At 57.9% G+C, this 19,371-nt stretch carries 14 protein-coding genes and 2 pseudogenes; all 16 read left to right on the top strand.

What is annotated here, in order from left to right:
- Window positions 1–108: 108 nt before the first annotated feature.
- A pseudogene (locus tag IRT44_RS06870) lies at window positions 109–2,406 on the top strand (heavy metal translocating P-type ATPase); the annotation flags it as partial.
- Window positions 2,403–2,564: a hypothetical protein gene (locus tag IRT44_RS06875; protein WP_171566070.1), complete on the top strand. Its 162-nt coding sequence runs from the start codon at window positions 2,403–2,405 to the stop codon at window positions 2,562–2,564. The pseudogene IRT44_RS06870 and the gene IRT44_RS06875, both read left to right, overlap by 4 nt.
- A 191-nt stretch (window positions 2,565–2,755) precedes the next feature.
- Complete coding sequence (copZ, locus tag IRT44_RS06880; RefSeq protein WP_029100895.1) at window positions 2,756–2,956, top strand: copper chaperone CopZ; 201 nt, start codon at window positions 2,756–2,758, stop codon at window positions 2,954–2,956.
- Between the two features lie 98 nt (window positions 2,957–3,054).
- The gene (locus IRT44_RS06885; protein ID WP_230077654.1) at window positions 3,055–3,933 is read left to right on the top strand and encodes an arginase family protein; all 879 of its coding nucleotides are present in this window, start codon (window positions 3,055–3,057) and stop codon (window positions 3,931–3,933) included.
- Window positions 3,934–3,970: 37 nt separating this feature from the next.
- A complete protein-coding gene (locus IRT44_RS06890) occupies window positions 3,971–4,930 on the top strand; it encodes a sporulation protein (protein ID WP_171566071.1) in 960 nt (319 codons plus the stop codon).
- Window positions 4,931–5,116: 186 nt separating this feature from the next.
- Window positions 5,117–6,772, top strand: coding sequence for a response regulator (locus tag IRT44_RS06895; protein WP_230077655.1), 1,656 nt, complete (start codon window positions 5,117–5,119; stop codon window positions 6,770–6,772).
- Window positions 6,769–8,526 (top strand): cache domain-containing sensor histidine kinase, encoded by a 1,758-nt coding sequence (locus IRT44_RS06900; RefSeq protein WP_230077656.1) that lies wholly within the window; start codon window positions 6,769–6,771, stop codon window positions 8,524–8,526. The genes IRT44_RS06895 and IRT44_RS06900 overlap by 4 nt, the downstream gene beginning before the upstream one ends.
- Before the next feature lie 6 nt (window positions 8,527–8,532).
- Window positions 8,533–9,495 carry a substrate-binding domain-containing protein gene (locus IRT44_RS06905; protein ID WP_230077657.1) on the top strand — a complete coding sequence of 321 codons (963 nt, stop codon included), beginning with the start codon at window positions 8,533–8,535 and terminating at the stop codon, window positions 9,493–9,495.
- Window positions 9,496–9,654: 159 nt separating this feature from the next.
- Window positions 9,655–10,365 (top strand): trehalose operon repressor, encoded by a 711-nt coding sequence (gene treR, locus IRT44_RS06910; protein ID WP_171566075.1) that lies wholly within the window; start codon window positions 9,655–9,657, stop codon window positions 10,363–10,365.
- A gap of 102 nt (window positions 10,366–10,467) precedes the next feature.
- On the top strand, window positions 10,468–11,880 hold the full coding sequence (gene treP, locus IRT44_RS06915; RefSeq protein WP_171566076.1) for a PTS system trehalose-specific EIIBC component: 1,413 nt from the start codon (window positions 10,468–10,470) through the stop codon (window positions 11,878–11,880).
- Between the two features lie 95 nt (window positions 11,881–11,975).
- Window positions 11,976–13,658 (top strand): alpha,alpha-phosphotrehalase, encoded by a 1,683-nt coding sequence (gene treC / locus IRT44_RS06920; protein WP_230077658.1) that lies wholly within the window; start codon window positions 11,976–11,978, stop codon window positions 13,656–13,658.
- 13 nt (window positions 13,659–13,671) lie between these two features.
- Window positions 13,672–14,568, top strand: a complete 897-nt coding sequence (locus IRT44_RS06925; protein WP_230077659.1) for a Cof-type HAD-IIB family hydrolase — start codon at window positions 13,672–13,674, stop codon at window positions 14,566–14,568.
- A gap of 331 nt (window positions 14,569–14,899) precedes the next feature.
- On the top strand, window positions 14,900–15,943 hold the full coding sequence (locus IRT44_RS06930; RefSeq protein ID WP_171566081.1) for a galactose ABC transporter substrate-binding protein: 1,044 nt from the start codon (window positions 14,900–14,902) through the stop codon (window positions 15,941–15,943).
- Between the two features lie 83 nt (window positions 15,944–16,026).
- Window positions 16,027–17,547 (top strand): sugar ABC transporter ATP-binding protein, encoded by a 1,521-nt coding sequence (locus tag IRT44_RS06935; RefSeq protein ID WP_171566082.1) that lies wholly within the window; start codon window positions 16,027–16,029, stop codon window positions 17,545–17,547.
- A gap of 15 nt (window positions 17,548–17,562) precedes the next feature.
- Window positions 17,563–18,578: pseudogene (mglC, locus tag IRT44_RS06940) on the top strand (galactose/methyl galactoside ABC transporter permease MglC).
- Between the two features lie 93 nt (window positions 18,579–18,671).
- Window positions 18,672–19,331: a sporulation membrane protein YtaF gene (ytaF, locus tag IRT44_RS06945; RefSeq protein WP_171566084.1), complete on the top strand. Its 660-nt coding sequence runs from the start codon at window positions 18,672–18,674 to the stop codon at window positions 19,329–19,331.
- Window positions 19,332–19,371 lie beyond the last annotated feature (40 nt).

Here is a 19,371-nt window from a genome sequence, read left to right on the forward strand (position 1 = left end):
GACGGCGCCTTTTTTTGGCAGAAGATGTTAGCGCAAGTGCTTGATATACCCACCCGGGGTATTATATAATGGGCATGTAATAAACAGGAGCCTTGGAGGGAATACTACCAAAAATATACCCCTCATGGGTATCTTGATGCGGAGGAAGACGCGATGAGCGCGAAAATAAAAGAAGCGACGGTTTCGATTTCCGGCATGACCTGCGCGGCATGCGCGGCCCGGATCGAAAAGGGGCTGCACAAATTGCCCGGGGTGCTGGAGGCAAACGTCAACCTGGCCATGGAGACAGCCACCGTGGAATACGACGCGGGGCAGGTCGGCGTGGACGACCTGATCCGTCAGGTGGAAAAGCTGGGGTATCAAGCGGCTGCCAAGGACGATCAGACTGATGCGGAGATGGTTGACCGCCGGGCGGAGGAAATCGACCGGCAAACCGGGAAGTTTCTCTTTTCCCTGATCCTCTCCCTCCCCCTTTTGTGGGCGATGGTCAGCCATTTTTCCTTCACTTCGTTCATCTGGCTGCCGGAGATGTTCATGAATCCGTGGGTGCAGTTGGCGCTGGCGACGCCGGTGCAGTTCATCGTCGGCCGGCAGTTTTACGTCGGCGCCTACAAGGCACTGCGCAACGGCAGCGCCAACATGGATGTGCTGGTCGCCTTGGGCACATCGGCCGCCTACTTTTACAGTCTCTACCTGGCGGTTCGCTCCATCGGGTCGGGGGCGCACATGACGGAGCTCTATTTTGAGACGAGCGCCGTGCTGATTACGCTGATTCTGCTCGGCAAGCTGTTTGAGGCAAAGGCCAAGGGGCGTTCGTCACAGGCGATTCGCAAGCTGATGGGTCTGAGAGCGAAGACGGCCGTGGTGGTCCGTAACGGCGAGGAGCTGACGATTCCGGTGGAAGACGTGCGTCCGGGCGACATCATCCACGTGAAGCCGGGGGAAAAGGTGCCTGTTGACGGCATCGTGCTGGAGGGACAATCGGCGGTCGATGAATCGATGCTGACCGGTGAAAGCGTTCCTGTCGACAAGGCGGCGGGCGACGAGGTCATCGGCGCCACGCTGAACAAACACGGTTTTCTCAAAGTGCGGGCGACCAAAGTGGGCAAGGAGACAGCCTTGGCCCAGATCATCCGGGTCGTGGAAGAGGCGCAGGGCTCCAAAGCGCCCATTCAGCGGCTGGCTGACAGCATTTCCGGCATCTTCGTGCCGGTCGTCGTCGGCATCGCGCTCGTTACCTTTGCCGTCTGGTACCTGCTGGTGACGCCGGGGGACTTCGCCTCCGCGCTGGAGAAAGGCATCGCCGTGCTGGTGATCGCCTGCCCGTGCGCGTTGGGGCTGGCGACGCCCACCTCGATCATGGCCGGATCGGGCAGAGCCGCTGAACTGGGGATTTTGTTCAAGGGCGGTGAACACCTGGAGACGGCCCACAAGCTGGATGTGATCGTGCTGGACAAAACGGGCACGGTGACGAAAGGGGAGCCGGCGCTGACTGACGTGCTGGCCTACGGGATGGAGGAAGCGGAGCTGCTGGCGCTGGTGGGAGCGGCGGAGAAACACTCCGAGCATCCGCTGGCTCAGGCGATCGTCAAGGGAGTTGTCGACAGGGGCGTCACGCTGAGCGGAGCCGCCGACACGTTTGAGGCGGTTCCCGGGTTTGGCATCCGCGCCGCAGTAGACGGCAGGGAGGTGCTGGTAGGGACGCGACGTCTCCTGGACAGGCATCAGATCCCGTTTGACCAGGTGGCGGAGGCAATGGCACGGCTCGAGCAGGAGGGCAAAACGGCAATGCTGGTGGCCGTGGACGGCCGGCTGGCCGGGCTGGTGGCGGTGGCCGATACGATCAAGCCGACGTCCCGCGAGGCGGTGCAGCGCTTGAAGGCGATGGGACTGGAGGTCGTCATGATCACCGGCGACAATCGGCAGACGGCGGAGGCGATCGCCCGCCAGACGGGAATCGATCGGGTGATCGCGGAAGTGCTGCCGGAAGGAAAGGCGGACGAAGTGAAAAAGCTGCAGCAGCAGGGCCGCAGGGTAGCGATGGTGGGCGACGGGATCAATGACGCGCCCGCACTGGCCACCGCCGACATTGGGATGGCGATCGGCACCGGAACGGACGTGGCCATGGAGGCGGCAGACATTACCCTGATGCGCGGCGATCTAAACGGCGTAGCCGACGCGATCCTGATGAGCCGCAAAACCATCCGCAACATCAAGCAGAACCTGTTCTGGGCCTTTGCCTACAACACGCTGGGCATCCCTGTGGCGGCGCTGGGCTTCCTCGCGCCCTGGCTGGCCGGAGCGGCGATGGCCTTCAGCTCGGTGTCGGTCGTGCTGAACGCCCTGCGCCTGCAGCGCGTCAAACTGGAACCTGGAATCACAAGAAACGAAGGGGCGATGAGATGAGCCGCACAGCTGCATGGGCGCTTTCCGGCGTCGTGTACCTTTTACTCGTCATCGGCGGCTACCTGCTGTACGAAGCGGTTGCAACTCCAGGAGAAGCTCCGCATCAGCAGCAGGAGAACCACTCCCTGAATCAGCCGGCCGTCCTTGCCGCGCAGTAAGCCGCAGCTAAGACCGGCCAGCGGCGGCGGATCATACCGCCTCACAGTCAGCCGGTTAAACGCAATCGCGGCTCGTAGGTCTGCGGCCCGACCGGCAATCACCAGCCCGCCTGCATCCGGTCCCGTGAAATGCAGAGGCGGCGGCAGGCGGACAGAAAGCATACAGAAAACAGGAAAAAGGAGCGATCATCATGCAAAACGTAACGCTGCGCGTGGAAGGAATGTCGTGCAATCACTGCGTCAACGCGATTGAAAAGGCACTGAAGGAATTGGGCGCATCCGGAAAAGTGGATCTGGCCGCCAAAACGGTGGAGGTCAGCTATGACGAGAACGCCCTGACGTTGGAGGCGATCAAGGAAGCGATCGAAGACCAGGGATACGATGTAGTCTGACACCTGGCGGCAGTGCCCCTCGGCTGGCGAACACGATCCGGGATGGGAAAATCAGGCTATGATAAAATGGAAGCAGCTTGATTTAAGGAGGGAGCGCGGTGAATGTAACGATAACAGGCATTCCCATCTACTCCGGCGCCTATGTCTCCGGTACGGAACTGGCGCCAGCCGCTTTGCGGGCGGCGGGTTTGATGACCGTTCTGCAGGAGCAGGGTATACCGGCAACCGACCGGGGAGATCTCGTCCTTCCCGCTTATCTGCCGCGGCACAACGTTCCGCCTGTTCGCAACTGGCCGGCGCCGCGCATGGTCTGGGACCTGCTGCGCGAAGAGGCGCGCGGCTGCTTTGGCCGCGACCAATTTTCCCTGTTTCTCGGCGGCGACTGCAGCGTGATCGTCGGGACGGCGCAAGCGTTTCGCGACGTCTATGGAGACAAGGCGTACCTCCTGGTGCTGGATGGCCACGTTGACGCGAGGGTGCCCTCAGCCTCCCGCTGTGTCGGAGCAGCTGGCATGGGCCTGTGGTTTTTGCTGCAGGGCGGCGGCGTCTGGATCGAGGAGACCGGATGGACAGCGGACCGCATCGCCGTATTGGGGTGCCAGCAGATGCCGGACGAGACCTTAGGAGTAGAGATCGTCACGCTTGATCAGTTGTGTGAACGGGGACCGGGCCCGCTGGCAGCCGACGTCTTGCAGGCGATCCCTTCTGATGCGCATATCCTCGTCCACTTTGACGTCGACGTGATGCACAAGGAGGCAATGGCAGCCGCCTATTCACCGAGCGAAACCGGCCTGTCGCTGGCGCAGACGGAGGAACTGCTGAGCACTGTGCTGGCCGATCCGCGCGTCGTCGGGGTAAATGTGACGGAATTTTCTGCATTGCGGGACGTGACAGGTGAGCAGGCCAGCCGACTGGTTCGGCTGCTTGGCCGCGCACTGGCTGCTCGCAAAACCCCCTCTGGATCTGATACGATATAAATATAAACTGTTGCTTATATAAAAGGGGGAAAGGGTCTTGCTGAAAAAGCTGATGGCCAAACTGGGAGTGGGAGCGGCGACAGTGGATCTTAGGCTGGATCGCCCTGCCTACCGGTTGGGAGAGACGATCACGGGCGCGATTCGCATCGAAGGAGGCAGCGTGGAACAGCGCATCTCCGAACTGAGCGTCCTGCTGATGATGAAGGTGAACGTGCGGGGGCAGGAGGTAACGCGTCCGGTGCATACGTACCCGGTCAGCCGCAGCTTCACCGTGCAGCCGAAGCCCTTTGTGCAGGAGATTCCGTTTGCCTTTGAACTGCCGGCAGGGTTGGCCGTGTCGACACCGTCCGTTCAGTACTACCTGCACACCAAGCTGGATGTGGAACGGGCGCTTGACCCGACCGACCTGGATCCGGTGCAGGTGCTGCCGCCGGAACCGGTGGAACGCGTGCTGAACGCACTGGCCCGCCTCGATCTGCGGCAAAAGCCCGACTCCGGCAAGCTCACGCCGTACGGTCAGGAGTTTTCGTTTTTCACGGGACGGCCGCTGGACATCCCGCTCAAGGAACTGGAGGTCGTCTTCCTCTCCACACCGGGTGAGCTGCGCCTGTTGACGGAGCTGGATCTGGCTGTTCCCGGCAGGTTCGGCGGAGAGATGGAGCGCAAGGCGGAGATCGTCGTGCCGCAGGACCTGCTGGCTGCCGACCGGGAAGAGGAGCTTTCCCGTTTCCTGTTGGATACGCTTCGCACCTATGCGGAAAATCCGCAGGCGATTCCGTACGTGTCGATGGCGTCCTACGGTCAGCCGCCGCACGGTCACCAGGGACACTACGGTCACCACGGCCATGGCATGGCCGGCATGATCGGCGGCATGGCGGCCGGTTTCCTGGGCGGCATGCTGCTGGGCGAGGTCATGGAGGAGATCGGAGAGTCGGCCGGTGACATGTTTGAAGAAGCGGGATTGGATTTCGATTTCGACGGCTTTGACGAACTGTAATTACAGTGCGCCCACCGTTTCCCTTTCCGGGGAGGCGGTGGTTTTTTCGTGTTGGCGTGTGGAATCACGGACGGGGAAAACGACATGGACGATACGCATAGGGCTTCGGTCGAAAGCCCTGTTTCTTGTCCGCCCGGGAGGAGTCCGAGCCCGCCTGGAGTAAATATGTAACCGGGGGGAAGAAGCATGTACACACTGCTGCTGATTGACGACGAAGAAGACGTAAGGGAAGGCGTTATCCGCGAGGTTGACTGGCAGGCTTACGGGTTCGCGGTCATCGGAACGGCTGAAAACGGCCAGGATGCGCTGGAGAAGATGGAGAGAAGCGTACCGGACATCGTCGTCACCGACATCAAGATGCCGTTTATGGACGGGCTGGAGCTGGCCGCCGTCGTCAAAGAGCGGTATCCCACCGTCAAAATCGTGATTCTGACGGGCTTCGACGAGTTTGAATACGCGCGGAAAGCGGTCAAGCTGCAGATCGACGAATACGTGCTCAAGCCGTTTTCTGCGGGTGAACTGATCGACGCCCTTTTGAAAGTGCGGGCGCGGCTTGACCAAGAAGCCGCCGAGAAGAAAAACATTCGCCTGTTGAAGGAGCACTATCAAAAAAGCTTGCCGGTGCTAAGGGAAGTGTTTCTGACGTCGCTGATTACCCGCCGGCTGCCTGCAGCCGACATCCGGGAAAAGGCGCACGCGTACCAGATCGATTTGGAGGGAAACGGCTTTGTGGTCGGCGCCGTCAGCATCGACCGGCCCGGTGTCGACGAACATGCGGCTGATCACTTTGCGCCGCCGCCCAGCCGTCAGACGAGGGGAACGGATCGGGAACTGCTGCTGCTCTCCGTCCGCAACATCGTGCAGGAAGTGGTCGACAAGCACCGTCTGGGGATTGTCTTCACCAACAACGACCATGTAGTCCTGATTGCCGTTCACCAGGAGCGCGAGCGGGAGGCGATCCTCCGGAAAACGACGGCCGTGCTGGAAGAAGCGCGGCAATTCGTTGAAAAATTTTGCGAATTCACAGTAACAGCTGGGATCGGGACGGTCACCGGCGACTTGGCTGACCTTTCCTTTTCCTACGAGGATGCAGTTGCTGCGCTTGACTACAGGGTCGTGCTCGGAAACAACCGGGTCATCTGCGTCGATGACGTGGAAAAGCGCTGCGTGGAAAAGGTCCGCTTCGACGAGCAAAAAGAGCATGCGCTGATCCGCTGTCTGAAGGTGGGGACGCCGCAGGAACTGAGGGACATCCTGGATGAGCTGTTTGCCGAAGTTGCCGATGCCCGCGTGTCCATCAAGGAATATCACATTTACCTGCTGGAGATTCTGACCGCCATCCTGAAGGCGGCCAAGGGGGCCAATCTGGAGCCGGAGCGCGTATTTGGCGAACATCTTCACTGGTTTACGGACATCCACAAGGCCCAAACGCTTCAGGAGACGAAGGACAGGCTGCTGCACATCTGCTTGGGCATGATGAACAGCATCGCCAGCGTCAGGCAGTCCTCCTACAAACGGCTCGTCGCCCAGGCCGTCGAATACGTCAAAAACCACTACCACGAAAGCGACATCTCGATCCACAAAGTGTGCAGGCAGCTTCACATCAGCGTGGGGTATTTCAGCAGCATTTTCAAAAAGGAGATGAATACGACATTCGTCAACTTTCTGCTGCAGGTGAGAATGGAAGCGGCCCAGGAACTGCTGCTGACGACCGACCTGAAAACCTTTGAGATCGCAGAACGAGTCGGGTATACCGACCCCAACTACTTCAGCTTCTGCTTCCGCAAGAAATGGGGCATGTCTCCCAAGGAGTACAAAAACATGGCCAGAGGGGTACGATGAAAAATCCGGTTAACGCGCTGGTTCAAATGGTGAAGATGAAGAGCATTCAGTTTATCATCACGGCCTCGTTTACGCTGGTGACCGTCGCGGTCATGCTCTTTGTCGGCGTCATGCTGTACAGCAAATTTTCCGAAACAGCGGAACAAAATGCATTTTTGCACACCCAGCAAATGATCGACCAGGTCAGCTTCAATCTGAACAGCTACCTGGACAGCATGAAGGAGATTTTTGAACTGGCCGCAGAGAAGATCCGCCGAAGCGAGAACGTGCCGGACGACAAGCTGACGGAACGGTTGGGGACGATTCTGGAAACCCGTGAGGATCTTGTCTCGGTGGCCGTGTTTTCACGGGAGGGCGAACTGATCGCCGCGTATCCGCAGGCGGCGATGCGGAAAAACACGAGACTGCAGGAACAGAGCTGGTTTCAGGCGGCGTTGAAAGACCCCGGCCACATTTCCTTTTCGCTTCCGCACATTCAGAACCTGTTTCAAGGTGAGTACAAGTGGGTGGTCTCGATGAGCAGGGGCATCTCGGTCTCCCAGAACGGCGAAAGGGAGGACGCGATCCTGCTCGTGGACGTCAATTTCAAAACAATTGACGACCTCTGCCAGCGGGTGGAGCTGGGCAAAAAAGGGTATGTCTACATCATCGACCTGGCCGGCAACATCGTCTACCATCCGCAGCAGCAGCTGATCTACGTCGGATTGAAAAACGAGAATCGGGCCATTGCCTTGAAAAACTCGTACGGCAGCTACGTGGACGAGTCCGACGGGGAGCGGCGGCTGGTCACGATCAAGACGCTGGATGACATCGGCTGGAAAATCGTCGGCGTCTCGTACATGGACGAGATCGCCACCACCAAAAAGGAGATCAGCGGGTTTATCTTCTGGCTGCTGGTTGTCGTCATCGCCGTGGTGGTGTTTGTCCTCACCTATATCTCCGCTGCCATCTCCCGGCCGATCCGCAATCTGGAACGCTCCATGCAGCAGGTGGAGAAGGGGGATTTTACGGTCAACCTGGCCGTTCGCGGCAGTCACGAGGTGGAGCAGCTCTCGCGCCGCTTCAACCACATGGTGATCCGCATCAGGCAGCTCATGGATCAAATCATCCGGGAGCAGGAAGCCAAGCGGAAAAGCGAGCTGGAAGTGCTGCAGGCGCAGATCAACCCGCACTTTTTGTACAATACGCTCAACTCGGTCGTGCGCATGGTGGGGATCGGCAAAAACGAAGACGTAATCACCACCATTACCGCGCTTTCCAAACTGTTTCGGATCAGCCTCAGCAAAGGGAAAAACATCATCACCGTTCAGGAAGAACTGGAGCACGTGCGGAATTATCTGGTCATCCAAAAAATGAGGTACAAAAACAAATTCACCTATGAAATCACAGCCCAGGACGAGGTGCTTCCCTGCAAGACGCTGAAACTTCTGCTGCAGCCGATCGTGGAAAACGCGATTTACCACGGCATCGAGCCGTTGGCGGATCAGGGAAGGATCACCGTGTCGGCGGAACGGTCGGACGGTGACATCCTGTTCCGGGTGCGGGACAACGGGCTGGGCATCCCGCCCCACGTGCTGGAGCAGATCGGTTCCGGCCAAATCAAAAGCAAGGATGGGTCGGGCGTCGGCATCAAAAATGTGCATGAGCGCATCCGGCTGTTTTTTGGCGAAGCGTACGGTCTTTCCATCGAAAGCGATGAGGAGACCGGTACCACCGTGACCATACGAATACCGATGATAACGGAAGAGACGTGAAGAGGAATGCACCAGTCAAGCAAACAGGCATGGCGAACATTCGTGTATCTGCTGCTGGCGGCGGCTGCCGTCCTGGGTGCCTGCGCCGATCCAGCCGCCGACCAGGTCAAACAGAAGAACGTGGCGCTCATCGTCAGGATGAAGCACGGGGATTATTGGCGGACGGTAAAATGGGGGGCGGAGATGGCCGCCAGAGAGTTTGGCGTCAACGTCAATTTCTACGCCCCCGACTACGAAGAAGACGTGAAGGGGCAGTTGGCGCAGGTCCGGCAGGCGTTTGCGGACGGAACAGCTGCCGTGGTGATCGCACCCGACAGCCAACAGGTCCTGGACGAAGCCACGTCAAGGGCAAAGGAACAGCGCATCCCCGTGTTGATCATCGATTCCGAACTGACGGGGCCGGGGGTGGTCAGCTGGATTGGCACCGATCATGTTGACTCGGGCAAACGAGCGGGAGAGAAGCTGATTGAACTGGTCGGAACGCATGGCAGGATCGCCGTCCTGGGCGGGGGAAACACCGCCCAGCGGGAAAAGGGACTGCTGGAGGCGATCTTCCACTATCCGGGGGTAACGATCGTGGCAAGGGAGGGCGCTTCTGATCAAAACCAGGCCAGTGAGCTGGCCGCAAGGATGATCGACTCCCATTCGCTCGACGGCATCGTTGCGCTTAACGCCGTCGCCGCGCTCGGCGCCGCCCAGGCGATTGAAAGTAAAGGACTGGCGGAAAAGGTGAAAGTGGTAGCCATCGACAGCCCGCCTGACGTGCTGGCGTACATTCAGGAGGGTGTGATCCAGGCTACGATCATGCAGAATCCGTTCAGCATGGGCTACCTGGGCGTCAAGCACGCGGTGGAGGCGATGAATGGCTTGCACGTCCCTTCCCGTATCGATACGGGAACGAAAATCATCGACATGGACAACATGTTCTGGTCGGAAAACCAAAAGCTGCTGTTTCCGTTTGTCAAGTGAGAGACCGCGATCCGCTGGCGGGAAGATGACGAGCCTCGACCGATCAATCGCGCAGGACAAGCGCAATCAGGGGAGACGGGAAAGCAGGACTTTGCGTCGGCGGGCGAAATCAGATGTAATAGAGAGAAAAGGTCACCGCAAAAGCACAGGAGGCAGCAGATGAACAAGAGGTACACGGAAATATACGAAGACATCAAAAAACAGATACTGGATGGGACCTACCCGCCCGGGGAAAAGCTGCCTTCGGAAAACGAGTTTTGCCGGATATATCGGACAAGCCGGGGCACCGTAAGGCGGGCGCTTGATCTGCTGGCGAAGGAAGGATTCGTCAACAGCGTTCACGGCAAGGGCGTGTTTGTACTGGATGCGAATTTGATCACATTCTCGTTTGGCGGTCTGGTCAGCTTCAAGGAAGCGAGTGAAAGCAGCGGGCAAGCCTTTGTCACGACCGTTCCGCTGTTTGAGGTCGTCACCATAGACAAGCCGCTGCAGGCGAAAACCAAATTGCCCCTTGGACAGGAAGCGTACCGATTGTTTCGCGTGCGCAGCTTGAAAAACGAGCGCATTATTTTTGACATCAACTACTTCCGAAAAGATATCGTTCGCGACCTGACGCGGGAGATTGCGGAACAGTCCATTTACGAATACCTGGAAGACAAGCTGGGCGCAAAAATCGGGTTTGCCCGGCGGATTATTCACGTGGAGCCGGTTACCGCCCTCGACAAAGCCCATCTGGATGTAAAAGGGTACAACCTGGTGGCGGTGGTGAAAAACTTTGTCCACCTGCACGACGGCACGTTGTTTGAATACACCGAATCCCGGCACAGGCCGGACCGGTTTGAATTCACGGATTTTGCCCGACGCCGATAAGGCGTTCTTTTTTTGCACATGCTTACTTGTTTAAACAAGTATTGACGTACTTGTTTAAACAAGTGTATGATTTGAATGAAAACGATTACAGGAGGGGGACCCATGGAGATCAACAAGCGGGAAGTAGAGCAGATACTCCAGGCTGTAGGCGGCCGGGACAACATCGCAGCTGTATCCCACTGCGTCACCCGGTTGCGGTTTGTCTTGAAGGATGAAGGGCAAGTCGACAAGACGCTGCTGGAATCAATCGGAATCGTCAAAGGTTCGTTTTCTTCGAACGGTGAATTCCAGGTGGTCATCGGCCAGGGATTGGTCAACAAGGTGTACGACGCGCTGCTTAACATCGCTGACATCACAGGCGCCACCAGGCAGGAGACCAAGGAAGCGGCTGTTAAAAAATTGAATCCGTTCCAGCGAGCTGTGAAAACGCTGGGCGATATCTTCATTCCCCTCCTTCCTGCCATTGTGACGGCGGGTCTGCTCATGGGGATCAACAACGTGCTGACCGGGAAGGGAATCTTCTACCCCGACGCGTCGCTCGTCGACGTTCACCAGCAGTGGAAAGATTTTGCGGGCATCATTAATCTTATTGCCAATACGGCGTTTGTATTCCTGCCGGGCCTGATTGGCTGGTCTGCCGTCAAGCGTTTCGGCGGAAGTGAACTGCTGGGTATCGTCCTCGGTCTGATGCTGATCCATCCCGATTTGTTGAACGCGTGGGGTTATGCCCAGGCAGTAGCGGATGGAACAGTGCCGTACTGGAATCTGTTTGGCTGGGAGATCGCCAAAATCGGCTACCAGGGACAGGTGCTGCCGGTGCTGATCTCTTCCTACGTGCTGGCCAAAGTGGAAACGTTTTTGACCAAGCGGATTCCCGACATGTTTCGGCTGCTGCTGGTGGCTCCCATCAGCCTGCTCGTGACGGGCTTCCTGTCCTTTACCGTGATCGGACCGCTGACGTTTGGAGTGGCCAATTGGCTCACGTCCGGATTCGTCTCGTTGTTTGACGCATTCAGCATCCTCGGCGGATTGCTTTACGGCGGGTGCTATGCGCTGCTGGTCGTAACCGGCATGCACCATACCTTCCTTGCCGTAGATTTGCAATTGATCGCCAGCACCGGCGGCACATTCCTGTGGCCGATGCTCGCGCTGTCCAACATCTCCCAAGGGTCTGCAGCCCTGGCAATGATGTTCGTGTCCCGGGAGGAAAAGCTGAGAGGCATGTCGCTGACCTCCGCCGTCTCCGCCTTCCTGGGCATCACCGAACCCGCCATGTTTGGCGTCAACATTCGCTACCGGTACCCGTTTGTGTCCGCGATGATCGGATCGGCCATCGGGGCTGTCATTCTCACGCTGAGCAAGGTAAAAGCCGCGTCGATCGGTGTGGGAGGGCTTCCCGGTTTTCTCTCGATCTTTCCTGAACACTGGGGAGCATTCTTCCTCGGCATGGCAGTCGCGCTGGTGGTGCCCTTCACACTGACGTTCCTGGTGGGGAAAACGAGGAAAACACAATAACAAAAAGAGAGAGATGGTGAGCATAGCAACCGATCTGCAGGGGGTTTTGGCAGATTGGTTGCTATTGCCCATTATGGAAAAGGAGTGGATCTACAATGGCGAAACCATGGTGGAAAAAGGCGGTCGTGTATCAAATCTATCCGAAAAGCTTCATGGATACCACCGGCAGCGGTACCGGCGATCTGCAGGGAATCATCGAAAAACTGGATTACCTGCAGGAACTGGGCGTCGACGTGATTTGGCTGACCCCCATCTACCCGTCGCCGCAGAGAGACAACGGGTACGACATCAGCGATTACTGCGATATCAATCCCGCGTACGGTACGATGGAAACGTTCGAGCGGCTGCTGCAGGAGGCCCATGCCCGGAACATCCGGGTCATCATGGACATAGTCGTGAACCACACCTCGACCGAACACCCGTGGTTTCGTGAAGCGTCCAGCTCCAAACAGAGCCCGTACCGCGACTATTACATCTGGAAGGACGGGAAAAACGGCGGTGCGCCCAACAACTGGCGCTCCAAGTTCGGCGGCAGCGCCTGGCAGTACGACGAGACCACGGGGCAGTACTATTTGCATCTGTTCGACGTCACCCAGGCGGATTTGAACTGGGAAAACCCCAAACTGCGCCAGCAGGTCTACGAAATGATGAACTTCTGGCTGGACAAAGGCGTGGACGGGTTTCGCCTGGATGTGATCAACCTGATCTCCAAAGACCAGCGCTTTCCCGATGACACGCTGGAGACGCCGATGGACGACGGCCGCAAGTATTACACGGACGGCCCGCGGATTCACGAGTTTTTGAAAGAGATGAATCGTCACGTGTTCGCCAGGAAGCCTGACCTCCTCACCGTGGGCGAGATGTCGTCCACCTCGATCGAAAACTGCGTGAAGTATACCCGGCCGGACGAACACGAACTGAACATGGTGTTCAGCTTCCACCACCTCAAGGTGGATTATCCCAATGGAGAGAAGTGGGCGCTGGCCGACTTTGACTTTCTCCAACTGAAAAAAATCCTCGGCGAGTGGCAGTACGGCATGCAGAGCGGCGGAGGCTGGAATGCGCTGTTCTGGTGCAATCACGACCAGCCGAGGGCGATCTCCCGATTTGGAAACGACCGGGAGTATCACCGGGAATCGGCGAAAATGCTGGCGACCACGATTCACCTCATGCAGGGCACCCCGTACATCTACCAGGGGGAGGAAATCGGCATGACCAACCCCTATTTTGACGAGATTTCCGCGTACCGGGATGTCGAGTCGATCAACGCCTACCGCCAGCTTCAGGAGCAAGGGAAGCAGGAGCAGGAAATCCTGGCCATTCTGCAGCAAAAATCACGGGACAACGGGCGCACGCCCATGCAGTGGGATGACAGTCCGCATGCCGGGTTCACGTCGGGAACCCCCTGGATCAACGTGGCACCGAACTACAAGGAGATCAACGTGAAGCGCGCGCTTGAAGACGAGGACTCCGTTTTTTACCACTACAAAAAGCTGATCCAGCTGCGGAAGACATATGATGTCATCGCGTACGGCGATTTTCGGATGATTCTGGACGATCATCCGCAAATCTTTGCGTATCTGCGGACGTACGGAAACGAAACCCTCCTGGTGGTAAACAACTTCTACGCCAGCGAGACGTCTTTTGCGCTGCCCGACGATATTCGTCTGGCAGGGGAGCCCACCCTGCTGTTGTCCAACTACCGGGACACGGGGCTTCACGTCCGTTCGCTGTCTCTGCGGCCGTACGAATCGGCTGTCTTTTACTTCGCCGGTTAAGGGGGGACGACTGGTGACGAATACCGTGACCAATGCCGAGAAACGCTGCCGGGTAAAGCTTATCGCGCTCGATATGGACGGGACCCTGCTGAACAGGCAGCACCAGGTGAGTGCAGAAAACGCCCGGGCGGTTCAACAAGCACAGAGCAGCGGCATCACAGTGGTTGTAGCGACCGGCCGATCGTACAAAGAAGCCCTGCCGCCGCTTGCGGCAGCCGGCATCACCTGTCCGGTCATCTGCGTGAACGGGGCGGAGGTGCGGAGCGAAACCGGGGAGATCGTCCGAAGTATGCCGATCCCCCCGCAGACGTATGAGGAAGCGGAGGCTATCCTGCGGCAGGAAGACATGTATTACGAACTGTACACGAATCGGGGGACGTTTACGAACGACCGCGATAAGGCGTTTGCCGTCCTGCGTGCGTTTATCCAAAGCGCGTTTCCCGGCACGGATGAACAGACGATCCGTGCAGCGCATGAGCGTCGTTTTTCCGCCGGGGAACTCGCCCCTGTGGACTCGTACGCGTCCGTGCTCGGCCGATCCGGCGAGCACCTCTACAAATTAATGGTCTTCTCCAGGGAGGGGCAAAAGCTGGATCGTGTGTCCCGCAGACTGGCAGCCGTGAACGAGCTGGCCGTCAGTTCGTCGGCAGCAAACAACCTGGAAGTCACGCACAGGCTTGCGCAGAAGGGAATCGCGCTGCGGGAACTGGCGGACAGACTCGGCATTGCCCTGGAGGAGACGATGGCCATCGGTGACAGCTTCAACGACTTGTCGATGCTGCGCATCGTCGGCCTTGGCGTCGCGATGGGAAATGCCGATGACGAGATCAAGCGGGCCAGCGCTGTCGTGACCGACACCAACGATCAGCACGGCGTCGCTCGTGCGATTCGGGAATGGGCGCTTTTCTAGGCGGTCCAGCGTGCTGCGCTGGCCGCCCGCCCTTGGGGGCGAGGGTGAAAGGGAGGCGAACTTTAATCTACATGAATCCCTCCATTCCAATGCCGGAGATGATGTAAATATCAGAAAGACGGCATTATCACGATCTCCAGAAACTGCGCTGCAAGCTGATCAGAGTATTGCCTGTGTGACTGCGGGAGGAACGGCTCCGCTTTTTTTTTTGTCGAAAAGTTTCCTGAGAATTTTGATAGAAATTCACATGATTTTTTATTAATTTTTCGTTTGCAATCGCTTACATTGGAACAGTGGGCACCACCATAGAGCTCGAAAAGGGGGATTTCAGATGAACAAGTTTGTTTCTACAGCGACAGCGGCCGTGCTGGCCCTTTCCATTGCCGGATGTTCGGGATCAGGCGGCTCCCAGCCGACAGCAGGCGAGGGAGGAGGAGGTGCTTCCACTCCCAAAATCGGTGTCGCCATCTACAAATTTGACGATACGTTCATGACAGGCGTGCGCAACGCCATCTCCCAAAGCGCGGAAGGGAAGGCCCAGGTCGACATCGTCGACAGCCAAAACTCCCAGCCGACGCAAAACGACAAGGTGGATCTGTTCATCACCAAAAAGGTCAACGCGCTGGCCATCAACCCGGTTGACCGCACTGCAGCCGGCGTCATTATTGACAAAGCCAAGCAGGCCAACATTCCGGTAGTCTTTTTCAACCGGGAACCGATGCCGGAGGACATGCAGAAATGGGATAAGGTGTACTACGTCGGGGCCAAGGCGGAAGAGTCCGGTACCATTGCCGGTCAGATCATTGCCGACTACTGGAAAGCCCATCCCGAAGCGGACAAGAACAAGGACGGCGTCCTGCAGTACGTCATGCTGAAGGGAGAACCGGGGCATCAGGATGCCGAACTGCGCACCAAGTACTCGGTGAAGGCGATTGAGGACGCCGGGATCAAGGTGGAAAAAGTGGCGGAAGACACGGCGATGTGGGACCGCGTGAAAGGCCAGGAAAAAATGGCGGCGTTCCTCGCTTCTGCGGGAGACAAGATTGAAGCCGTACTTGCCAACAACGACGACATGGCGCTTGGTGCGATCGAGGCGTTGAAGGCGGCCGGGTACTTCAAAGACAACAAGTACATCCCTGTCGTAGGCGTGGATGCGACGGCACCGGCCTTGAAGGAGCTGGAAAACGGCACGCTGCTGGGTACCGTCCTGAACGACGCGAAAAACCAGGGGCAAGCCACCCTCAACATCGCCGCCGTGCTGGCGCAAGGTCAAACGCCGACCAAAGAAAACACCGGGTACGAGATTACTGACGGCAAGTACGTCTGGATTCCGTACAAGAAAATCACCAAGGAAAACATGGACGAGGCGAAATAAGACTCTCTGCCGGTGCCCGAAGGCTTGGCAATCGCCAAGTCTTCTTTACATTCCATATAAGACTAGCGGGGGAGGGACATGCCATGACGAATAACGGTTATGTATTGGAAATGATCAACATCTCCAAGGAATTCCCGGGGGTCAAGGCACTGGACGGCGTTACGCTGAGGGTAAGGCCCGGCACTGTTCACGCGCTGATGGGGGAAAACGGTGCGGGAAAATCGACGCTGATGAAGTGCCTGTTCGGCATCTACAAGCCGGACGGGGGCGAGATTCTGCTTGACGGCAAAAAGGCGGTGATCAACAACGCCAAGGATGCGCTGGAGAATGGCATCGCGATGATTCATCAGGAGCTTCACCCCGTTCCGTATCGCAACGTAATGGAAAACATCTGGCTCGGTCGGTTCCCGGTCAAACAATTCGGCCCGTTCGCATTTGTCGACGAGAAAAAGATGTACCAAGACACAAAGGCGCTGTTTGCCGATCTGGGCCTGGAACTGGATCCCCGCGAGGTTGTGAAAAACCTGTCCGTCTCCAAGGTGCAGTCGCTGGAGATTGCCAAAGCGGTCTCCTACCGCTCCCGCGTGATCGTGATGGATGAACCGACCTCATCGCTCACGGGCAACGAAGTGGAGCAGTTGTTCCGGATCATCGCCGAGCTGAAGAGCCGGGGCGTGGCGATCATTTACATTTCCCACAAGATGGAGGAAATCCTGCGCATCTCTGACGAGGTGACGATCATGCGGGACGGCAAGCTGATCGGCACATGGCCGGCAGAGGAGCTGACCACCGACCTGATCATATCGCGCATGGTCGGCCGCGACCTCACCCAGCGTTTCCCCAAGCGGGAGAATGTGCCGGGAGACGTGGTGCTGAAGGTGGAGGGGTTGACATCGCCGCATGCCCATTCCTTCAAGAACGTGTCCTTTGAGCTGAGAAAAGGAGAGATTTTGGGGATCGGCGGGCTGGTCGGCTCGCAGCGGACGGAGCTGGTCGAGGCGCTGTTCGGGCTGCGGGCAGTCTCGTCGGGACGGATGTTCATCCACGGCAAAGAGGTGAAAATCAAATCGCCAATCGAGGCCAAAAAACACAAGATGGCGCTTTTGACGGAGGAGCGGCGCGTCACCGGCATTTTTCCGGTGCTGTCCATCCTGGAAAACGCTCTCATCGCCAACCTGTCCCGGTATGAGAAGCCTTATCTGCTGCTTGACGAGAAAAAGCGGAAGGAAGAAGCGAGCAAAAGCATTGAACTGCTTCGGGTAAAAACGCCCTCCCTGAAGCAGCAGATCAAAAATCTGTCCGGCGGAAACCAGCAAAAGGTGCTGCTGGCCCGCTGGCTGCTGACCGAGCCGGACATTCTGCTGCTGGACGAACCGACGCGGGGGATCGACGTCGGAGCCAAGTACGAAATCTACTCCATTATTGCCGAATTGGCCAAAGCAGGAAAGAGCATTATCATGATCTCTTCCGAAATGCCTGAACTTCTGGGTATGTCGGATCGGATCATGGTCATGTGCGAAGGGCGCCTCTCCGGTTTTCTCGACGGGAAAGAGGCGTCAGAGGAACAGGTGATGCGCCTCGCTACAGCGTACATGGCGGGGTAGAGGAGGAGAGAAACCATGAGTAAACTGAAAGCGACATCCATACGTGAATTTTGCACGCAAAACGCTATCTACATCGTGCTGGTGGCGCTAATCGTGGGAATTGCCATCTACGACAGCCAATTTTTATCTGTGACCACCATTCGCGACATTTTGCTGCAGTCTTCCACCCGGGCAATCATTGCCCTGGGCGCGGCGTTTGTGCTGATCACGGGGGGCGTCGATCTCTCGGCGGGACGCGTAGTGGGACTGACGGCGGTGCTGTCTGCCTCCATGCTGCAAATGCAGGATTATCCGCGCCGCTTCTTTCCGGATCTGCCTGACATGCCGCTGGTGGTGCCTGTGCTCCTGGCGATTTTGGCGGGTCTTGTCGTGGGGCTGATCAACGGGGTGATCGTGGCCAAGTTCAGCGTCCCGCCGTTTATCGCCACCTTGGGCACCATGGTCATCGTCTACGGGGCAAACTCCATCTACTTTGACATGGAGCCAAACGAATCGCAGCCGATTGGCGGCTTGCGGCAGGATTTCAGCCAACTCGGCACCGGGTACATCGGTTCCGGACCCTACTCGATTCCCTACATTGTCATTATTGCGATCGTCGTGTCCATTCTGGTATGGGTGATTTTCAACAAGACCCGGCTAGGTAAAAACATGTACGCGATCGGCGGCAACATGCAGGCGGCGACCGTATCGGGCATCAACGTGGGGCTGAACCTGATCATCATCTACGCCATCGCCGGGGCGCTGTATGGTCTGGCAGGGGTGCTCGAAGCAGCGAGAACAGGCGGGGCTACCAACAACTACGGCAACATGTACGAGTTGGATGCGATTGCTGCCTGCGTCGTGGGGGAGTCTCCACGTCGGGCGGTATCGGGACAGTGCAAGGCGTTCTGGCAGGGGTGCTCATCTTTGGCGTGATCAACTACGGTCTTACCTTCATCGGCGTCAATCCGTACTGGCAGTTGATTATCAAGGGATTGATTATCGTGGCCGCAGTCGCCTTTGACATTCGCAAATATCTGGCGAAACGGTAACCGGTCGATCAATATCGGAAGCGGAGCGAAGCCCCGCACAATGGATAAGCCTGTGGCGTATAAGTAGAAGGCAAGGGAAAAGAGGTGACTCCATTGAGCGGCTGGTTTTCGCTCCTTCTTGTCTCCCTGGCGATCAGCATGGACAGTGTCAGCGTCGGGATGACGTACGGACTTCGGAACATGCGGATGCCGTTTCTCTCGCTTGTCGTCGTGGCAGGCTGTTCGTTTTCCGTCGTCTACGCGGTGATGACGGTCGGGTCCACCCTCACGTTCTGGCTGTCCCCGGAGTGGGGCAAACGGGTGGGGGCGGCTGTGTTGGTGGGGCTGGGGCTGTTCACGCTGTGGCGGCTGTTCTCTCCCCGTGCCGACAGCACCAGTCAGGACGACGACCATCGTCAAAAGGAAGCCGAGCAGGCGCTGGTTTCCCAGTTTCGCGCGTTTGGATTGATCATCCAGATTTTGCGGGACCCGTCCCGGGCGGACGCAGACCGCTCCGGCCACATCATGGGCTGGGAGGCGGTCATGCTGGGCCTGGCGCTGTCGCTGGATGCGTTTGGCGCCGGCATCAGCCTGGCGTTTTTCGGCTATCCGCCGCTGTCGGTCGCCTTGTGCATCGCGGTCATGAGCGCCGCGCTGCTCGCCTTGGGCATCGCCCTGGGCCGCCGCGCCGGTCAAACCCGCTGGCTTTCTCGCCTGACCTGGCTGCCGCCGATCCTGTTGATCTGTATCGGATTGGCCAAGAGCATCACATAGTCCGGGAGATACACCCCGTCCTTCCCAAAATGGAGGACGG

Origin of the sequence: Brevibacillus sedimenti (assembly GCF_020923495.1) — a bacterium.
Taxonomy (GTDB): domain Bacteria; phylum Bacillota; class Bacilli; order Brevibacillales; family Brevibacillaceae; genus Brevibacillus; species Brevibacillus aydinogluensis.

What these genes read in the sequence shown, in the direction of transcription:
- IRT44_RS06875 (WP_171566070.1), top strand. Translation starts at nt 2,403, where the DNA reads ATGAGCCGCACAGCTGCATGGGCGCTTTCCGGCGTCGTGTACCTTTTA.
- copZ (WP_029100895.1), top strand. Translation starts at nt 2,756, where the DNA reads ATGCAAAACGTAACGCTGCGCGTGGAAGGAATGTCGTGCAATCACTGC.
- IRT44_RS06895 (WP_230077655.1), top strand. Translation starts at nt 5,117, where the DNA reads ATGTACACACTGCTGCTGATTGACGACGAAGAAGACGTAAGGGAAGGC.
- IRT44_RS06900 (WP_230077656.1), top strand. Translation starts at nt 6,769, where the DNA reads ATGAAAAATCCGGTTAACGCGCTGGTTCAAATGGTGAAGATGAAGAGC.
- IRT44_RS06905 (WP_230077657.1), top strand. Translation starts at nt 8,533, where the DNA reads ATGCACCAGTCAAGCAAACAGGCATGGCGAACATTCGTGTATCTGCTG.
- treR (WP_171566075.1), top strand. Translation starts at nt 9,655, where the DNA reads ATGAACAAGAGGTACACGGAAATATACGAAGACATCAAAAAACAGATA.
- treP (WP_171566076.1), top strand. Translation starts at nt 10,468, where the DNA reads ATGGAGATCAACAAGCGGGAAGTAGAGCAGATACTCCAGGCTGTAGGC.
- treC (WP_230077658.1), top strand. Translation starts at nt 11,976, where the DNA reads ATGGCGAAACCATGGTGGAAAAAGGCGGTCGTGTATCAAATCTATCCG.
- IRT44_RS06930 (WP_171566081.1), top strand. Translation starts at nt 14,900, where the DNA reads ATGAACAAGTTTGTTTCTACAGCGACAGCGGCCGTGCTGGCCCTTTCC.
- IRT44_RS06935 (WP_171566082.1), top strand. Translation starts at nt 16,027, where the DNA reads ATGACGAATAACGGTTATGTATTGGAAATGATCAACATCTCCAAGGAA.